The following is a 6,753-nucleotide window of genomic DNA, read 5'->3' as shown; positions in this document are numbered from 1 at the left end:
GAGCGCCGCGCGCCGCCGGGTCCGCCGCCGGGCGGCCTCCGCCGGGTCCAGGACGGGGACCGCGTCGAGGAGGCGGCGCGTGTACGGGTCGGCGGGGCTCGCGTAGACGCGGTCCACCGGGCCCTCCTCGACGAGCCGTCCCGCGCGCAGGACGAGCACGCGCGCGCTGACCTGGCGGACGACCGCGAGGTCATGGGCGACGAAGACGAGGGCGAGGCCCAGTTCCTGGCGCAACTCGTCCAGCAACGCGACGACTTGGTCCTGGGTCGTGACGTCGAGCGCCGAGACCGCCTCGTCGGCGAGGAGGACGGCGGGTTCGGGCGCGAGGGCGCGGGCGATGCCGACGCGCTGGCGCTGGCCGCCGCTGAACTCGTGCGGGTAGCGGTCGTAGTGGGCCGGGTCGAGCCCCACGCGGGTGAGGAGCGCGTCGACGCGGGCGCGGACGGCGCCCTCGTCGCGGTCGCCCCGCGCGCGCAGCGGGTCGGCGATCGATTCGCCCACGCTGCGGCGCGGGTTGAGCGAGGAGGCGGGGTCCTGGAAGACCATCTGCACGGCGGGCCGCCGCCCTTCGCGGGCCGCCGCGGCGCCTCCGTACGTCACCGTGCCCGCGCTCGGTTCGAGGAGTCCGACGAGCATGCGCCCGAGCGTCGTCTTGCCGCTGCCGCTCTCGCCGACGATGCCGATGCTGTCGCCGGGCCGCACGGTGAGCGAGACCCCTTCGAGCGCGGTCACGGCGCGCCGTCCCCGCCCGTACACCTTCGTCAAGTCCCGCGCGGTGACGAGTGGTTCGCCGTCCAGTCCGAGGTCGCGGGCGGGCGGTCCGTCGAGCAGCGGGACGGCGCCGAGCAGGGCGCGCGTGTACGGCGCGCGCGGTGCGCCCAGTACGTCGCGCACCGGCCCGCGCTCCTCGACGCGCCCCTGCTTCATGACCAGGACGTCGTCCACGCTGCCCGCCGCCACCCCGACGTCGTGCGTGACGAGGACGAGGGCGAGCCCTTCCTCGGTGCGCAACTCGTGGAGCAGGTCGAGGATCTGGGCCTGCACGGTGACGTCGAGCGCGGTCGTGGGCTCGTCGGCGACGAGGAGCTTCGGCTCACAGGCGAGCGCCATGGCGATGAGGGCGCGCTGGCGCATCCCGCCGCTGAACTCGTGCGGCCTGGAGCGGGCGCGGCGGGCGGCGTCGGGGATGCCGACGCGGTCGAGCACCTCGACGGCGCGCGCCCGGGCGGCCCGCCGCGAGGCGCCGCTGTGCAGCCGGTGCACCTCGGCGATCTGCGCGCCGATCGCGTGGTACGGGTCGAGCGAGGACAGGGGGTCCTGGAAGACCATCGCGACGGTGCCGCCGCGCAGTCTCCTCAACTCCCGCTCGGAGGCGGTGAGTACGTCGGTCCCGGCGAGGCGCACGCTGCCGCCGACCTCGGCGCCCGTACCGCGGTGCAGGTCGAGGAGGGCGTACGCGGTCGCGGACTTGCCGGACCCGGACTCGCCCACGATGCCGAGCGCCTGACCGGCGCGGAGCTCGAAGGAGACGTGGTCGACGGCGCGCAGTGATCCGAAGTCGACGGTGAGGTCGCGGACGTCGAGCAGGAGTTCACCGGAAACGGTCATGCGAGGGTCACCCGTCGGTCGGCCACCACGTACAGGACGTCCGCGACGGCGTTGGCCAGGACTACGAAGAAGCCGATCACCAGGACGGCGCCGACGACGACCGGCAGGTCGGAGACCCGGACGGCCTCGACGAGCGCGCGGCCGAGCCCGGGGATGCCGAAGAGGGATTCGGTGAGGGTCGCGCCGCCGAACATCGTGCCGACGTCGAGGGCGCTCAGCGCGATGACGGGCGCGAGCGCGCCGCGCAGCGCGTGCCGCACGACGAGGGAGCGCTCGCTGACGCCGTAGGCGCGGAAGGTGCGCACGTGGTCCTCGGCGAGGGTCTCCAGCATGGCGCCGCGGGTGAGGCGCGTGTACTTCGCGGACTCGATGAGCGCGAGCGAGAACCAGGGCAGCACGAGGTTCCACGCCCACTGCTCGGGGTCCTGCGCGAAGGGCACGTACGTCGGGAAGGGCAGCCACTGGAGCGTCGAGCAGAAGAGGATGATGAGCACGAGCCCGATGACGAAGACGGGCGTCGCGAACCCGGCGAGCGTGATGCCGGTGAGAATGCGCTCGGTGGGCCGCCCGCGCCGCCAGGCGGAGAGAATCCCCGTGCCGACGCCGAGAACCAGCCACAGCACGAAGGCACCGACGACGAGCGAGCCCGAGACGGGCAGCTTGTTCGCGATGAGCGTCGTGACGGGCTGTCCGCTGCGGTAGGACATGCCGAGGCAGGGCGCGCCGCAGTGCTCGCTGCCGGTCCCCGTCGAGTAGTCGCGGCCGGCGAAGATCCCCTGGAGGAAGTGCCAGTACTGCGCCCAGACGGGGTCGCCGAGCCCGAGCCTGTCGTGCACCTGCGCGACCTGGGCGGGCGAGCAGCGGGGGCCGCAGATGGTCTGCGCGACGTTGCCGGGGATGACGTAGAACATCGCGTAGACGAGGGCGGAGAGCAGGAGCAGCACGAGCACCGCGCCCGCGAACCGCCGGATCAGGAACCGGGTCATCGGGCGTCACCTTCGTCGTCGCGCGGGGCGGAGGGCGCCGCGTCGCGCGGGGCGGGAGCGTCGTCGCGCGGGGCGGGTACGGGGGCGGCTTTGCCGGTACGGGCATCGGCCGCGCTCTCCGTACGGGTCCCCCGCACCCGCTCGCGCAGCTTCCGCGTCCCCACCGCGAGCCGCGACTGCGCGCGCGGGTCGAGCGCCGCGCGCACGCCCTCGCCGAAGACCGTGAGTGAGAGGACGGTGAGGAAGAGCAGCCCGGCGGGGAGCAGCAGGTAGGTCGGCGCGGCCTGGTACCACGTGTTGGCGTCGGTGATCATCTGCCCCCACGAGGGGGTCGGCGGGACGATGCCGACGCCGAGGAAGGAGAGCGCGGCCTCGGTGCCGATGTTGCCGGGGACGAGCAGCGCGGTGTACGAGATGACGGGCGCGGCGAGCGAGGGCATCAGCTCGCGGCGCGCGATGCGCCACGTGCCCCAGCCGCTCAGGCGCGCGGCGGCGACGTAGTCGAGGGCGGCGAGGGACTTGGCCTGCGCGCGGACGAGGCGCGAGGTCCCGGTCCAGCCGATGAGCCCCATGATGAGCGCGAGCAGCACGGCGCGCGGCAGGAAGTCCGGCGCGACGGCGAGGAGCGCGAGCGCCAGGATGTTCATGGGGAGGGCGACGGCGATGTCGGTGACGCGGCTGATGAGCTGGTCGACGAGCTTGTTGCCGAGGGCCGCGGCGAGGCCGAGGCCGACGCCGAGAACGACCTGGATCGCGGTCGCGGCGAAGGCGATGCCGAGCGAGACGCGGGCGCCGTAGACGAGGCGCGCGAAGAGGTCGCGCCCGGTCTGCGGTTCCACGCCGAGCCAGTGGCTGCCGCTCATGCCGCCGAAGGAGCCGATCGGGACGCCGCCGGTCGCGGAGTCGACGAGCGAGGGGTGGTACGTCGTCGGGTCCTGGCCCTCCAGCGCGGCGAGCAGCGGCGCGAAGACGGCGACGAGGACGAGGAGGACGACGACACAGGCGGCGACGAGCGCGGCGCGTCGGGCGCGCAGGCGGCGCCAGAAGGCGCGGGCCCCGGGCGCGGGCCCGGCGGGGACCCCGCCGCCACCGGCGGTGAGGAGGGCTTCGGACATGGTGAGGGCAACCGCCGTGTGGGAGGGGGTGGAGGCAGGGGGACGTACGGGGCCGGGCAGGCGCGCGGGCGGGGACGGGCACGCGGGCCGGGGAGGTACGTGGTCGGGCGCCCCGGCCCCGTACCCCTCCGCCCGGGGCGCTACTTGACCGCGACCTGCGAGATGTCGAGCACGCCGGTCCAGTCGCTGATCACGACGTTCTTGACGGCGGTGCCGACGAGCCGCTTGTAGACGGGGTGGAAGAGCGGCACGTTGAGGGCCTTCGCGCCGATCTTCTTGTCGAGCGCGCCCCAGCGCCGCGCGGCCTCGTCGAGATCGGTGACCTTGTTGATCTCGTCGATCTCCTTGTTGACCGAGGGATCGTCCAGGCGGCTGGCGTTGAAGTTGTAGCCGTTCTCGACGATCTGGCGGCCGTCGTAGATCGGGCCGAGGAAGGGGCCGCCGGAGGGCCAGTCCGCGCCCCAGCCCGCGAGGAAGGCGCCGGGCTCGGTCTTGACGCTGTAGACGGTGTCGCTGTAGTCGCTCGGGTCGAGGCCCTTGAGCTCGACCTTGATGCCCGCCTTGGCCAGGGCGTCCTGGAGGGCGGTCGCGACCTCGGGGCTCGTCGCGAAGTTCTTCGCGTTGCTGTGGTAGAGCGTGATCGTGAGGCCCTTGGCGTAACCGGCCTCCTTCAGCAGCTTCTTGGCCTGTTCCGGGTTGCCGCTCTCCCCGGCCGGGAACGGGTCGTACTTCGTGTAGCCGAAGGACTTCTGGTCGGGCAGGAAGGTCGTGGCGGGCTCGGCGAGCGCGGAGCCGCCGGCCGCGTTGACGACGGAGGCGCGGTTGACGGCGTAGGCGATCGCCTCGCGGACCTTCGGGTTGTCGAAGGGCTTCACCTTCGGGTTGAAGGCGAGGTAGTTGGTGTAGCCGAAGTGGCCGGTGCCGACGCGCGAGGCGAGCTTCTTGTCCCCGGTCACCTTGGCGAGTTCGGCCGGGCCGAGGTTGGTGTCGGTCGTGATCGCGGCGGCGTCCTTGCCGACACTGGCCGAAAGTCGCTGGTTGATGACGGCGGAGTCGAGCCCGGAGCGGACGTCGATCTTGTCCGGGTACGCCTTGCGCTGGTCGTCGGTCGTGGCGGACCAGTGGGGGTTGCGCGCCAGCGTGATGCGCTCGCCGTCGTTCTCGTTCGAGACGACCTTGTACGGGCCCGAGGAGACCGGGTGGCTCTCGTACTTCGTGCCGGTGTCCTTCTTCTTCGGCACGGGCGCGAACTGCGTCTGCGTGGCGAGGAAGGGGAACTCGCCCTCGGGCTTGTTCAGGTGGAAGACGATCGTGAGGTCGTCCGGGGTCTCGATCGAGTCGAGGCCCTTGCCCTTGTCCTCGTACGGCCCCTGGTAGTCGGCGCCGCCGATGAGCCAGTCGCGCAAGTACGGGGCACCACCGGAGAGTTCACCGGCGAAGGAGCGCTCGATGCCGTACTTGATGTCGGCGCTCGTGATGGGCGAGCCGTCCTCGTACGTGAGGCCCTTCTTGAGGTGGTACGTCCACACCGTGGCGTTCTTGCTCGGCGTCCCGGTGTCCGTCGCGAGGTCGGGCACGACCTTCGATCCGGCGGCGCCGTTCTCGCGGGCGCGCGTGGTGAGGGTGCGGAAGACGAGCGAGGGGATGTTGCCGCCGCCGGAGGTGTAGAGCCTGGCGGGGTCGAAGTCGGTGGTGGGCTCCGCGTTGAGGACGGTGAGGGTGCCGCCCTTGTGCGGGGCGCCGCTCGCCCCCGTACCGCCGCTCTTGGCGGAGCCGGAGGAGGCGGAGCCGCTGTCGTCGGGGCCGCAGGCGGCGAGGCCCCCGGCGAGGACGAGGCTCACGACGAGCGCGGCGCTCCCGCGCGCGGTGACGGATCTGCGGGCGGAGCCGGGCAGGGGGGAACGGGACATGCGGATTCCTTGGACGAGCGGCACGCACGACGGGCCGGAGTGGGGGCGCTCCGGGGGTACGGGGAAGGCGCGCGTCCTGGAACAGGGCAGGGCGACAGGGGTGCGACCCGGAGCGTTGCGAGAGCAGCCGACGCGGGGCCGGGGAAGAGGCCGGCGGGCGTCGGGGGAACGCGGGGTCAGAGACAGATGATGTCGGCCACGCACAGCGCGGTGACACCGATGAGCACGAGCTCAAAGGCGTACTGCGGCGCGATGCGGGCGTTCGACATGCGCAAAAATATGATCGATACACGGACGGGTGTCAAAGCGAGACCGGTCACATCCGGACCCCGACCGGTCTCGCGGGCGGCCTGCCGACCCGTCAGCTCCTGGGAAAAGGCCAGGGGTTGGGCAGGCAGGTGATGCCGTCGTGATCGAGGAATTTCGTCTGCTGCTGCATGACGGGCGCGAGCTGTCCGTTCCGGGTGCAGCTCTCGTGGTTGTGCCCCAGCCGGTGGCCGACCTCGTGGTTGATGAGCATCTGCCGGTACGGGTGGATCGCGTCGCCGTACGTCGTCGAACCCTGCGCCCAGCGGTAGGCGTTGATCATGACGCGCGGGGTCGCCGCCGAGTCGCAGGAGACGTTGTCGACGCTCGTGTCGAGCCCCGACTTGGCGCACCACACGTGGGTCGTGCCGGGGCTCGCGAGGGTCACCACGAAATCGGGCTGCCCCTCGGAGATCCGCTGGAAGGCGCGCTGCCCCTGGTGGGCCCAGCTCCGGTCGTCGTTGAGGGTCTTCTGCACGGCGTCGGCGAAGAGCTGCCCGTCGAGCCCGAGCCCGTCCTCGACGTCGACGCGGTAGCTCAGCAGTTGCACGCCCTGGCGCGGGGCCCGCGCGCTGCCGGGGACGGCCGTGAAGGTCCCGGGTCCCTTGGCGTCGGCGGCGAGCGGGTACGTACGGCCCATGAGTTCGTCGTACGTGGGCGGGGCCGCGGGACGCTCGCTCGGCACGGAGCGCTTGGCGTCCACGGAGGGCGGCGCGGCCTGCGCCTTCGCGTCGAGCGTCGTCGCGCCGCCGGGGTGCTGCCCGGAGACGGCGACGGCGAGGCCGAGCGTGAGGGCGGCGGCGCAGGCCCCGACGAGGAGCCGGCCCC

Annotated in this window: 6 protein-coding genes; all 6 read right to left on the bottom strand. The window is 72.8% G+C overall.

Going from position 1 to position 6,753, the window contains the following annotated elements; all coding sequences use genetic code 11:
• Positions 1–1,608: ABC transporter ATP-binding protein (locus tag G3I42_RS23275; RefSeq protein ID WP_164288952.1), on the bottom strand; the 1,608-nt coding region annotated here is incomplete at its 3' end.
• Positions 1,605–2,594: an ABC transporter permease gene (locus tag G3I42_RS23270; RefSeq protein WP_164288950.1), complete on the bottom strand. Its 990-nt coding sequence runs from the start codon at positions 2,592–2,594 to the stop codon at positions 1,605–1,607. The genes G3I42_RS23275 and G3I42_RS23270, both read right to left, overlap by 4 nt.
• Entirely contained in the window at positions 2,591–3,709 is a 1,119-nt protein-coding gene (locus tag G3I42_RS23265) for an ABC transporter permease (RefSeq protein ID WP_164288948.1), read from the bottom strand. The genes G3I42_RS23270 and G3I42_RS23265 overlap by 4 nt, the downstream gene beginning before the upstream one ends.
• 140 nt (positions 3,710–3,849) lie before the next feature.
• Positions 3,850–5,619 (bottom strand): ABC transporter substrate-binding protein, encoded by a 1,770-nt coding sequence (locus G3I42_RS23260; RefSeq protein ID WP_164288946.1) that lies wholly within the window; start codon positions 5,617–5,619, stop codon positions 3,850–3,852.
• Positions 5,620–5,795: 176 nt separating this feature from the next.
• Positions 5,796–5,888 carry an Ms4533A family Cys-rich leader peptide gene (locus G3I42_RS38460; RefSeq protein WP_324603493.1) on the bottom strand — a complete coding sequence of 31 codons (93 nt, stop codon included), beginning with the start codon at positions 5,886–5,888 and terminating at the stop codon, positions 5,796–5,798.
• 92 nt (positions 5,889–5,980) lie between these two features.
• A partial coding sequence (locus tag G3I42_RS23255) for a DUF3152 domain-containing protein (protein ID WP_164288944.1) occupies positions 5,981–6,753 on the bottom strand: 773 nt, incomplete at its 5' end.

Origin of the sequence: Streptomyces sp. SID11385, assembly GCF_010548245.1 — a bacterium.
Classification (GTDB): domain Bacteria; phylum Actinomycetota; class Actinomycetes; order Streptomycetales; family Streptomycetaceae; genus Streptomyces.
Note: the sequence above shows the minus strand (reverse complement) of the source record. Positions and strands in the feature narration are given on the sequence as shown.

Coding starts and splice junctions, on each gene's coding strand:
- G3I42_RS38460 (WP_324603493.1), bottom strand. CDS start 5,888: ATGTCGAACGCCCGCATCGCGCCGCAGTACGCCTTTGAGCTCGTGCTC.
- G3I42_RS23260 (WP_164288946.1), bottom strand. CDS start 5,619: ATGTCCCGTTCCCCCCTGCCCGGCTCCGCCCGCAGATCCGTCACCGCG.
- G3I42_RS23270 (WP_164288950.1), bottom strand. CDS start 2,594: ATGACCCGGTTCCTGATCCGGCGGTTCGCGGGCGCGGTGCTCGTGCTG.
- G3I42_RS23265 (WP_164288948.1), bottom strand. CDS start 3,709: ATGTCCGAAGCCCTCCTCACCGCCGGTGGCGGCGGGGTCCCCGCCGGG.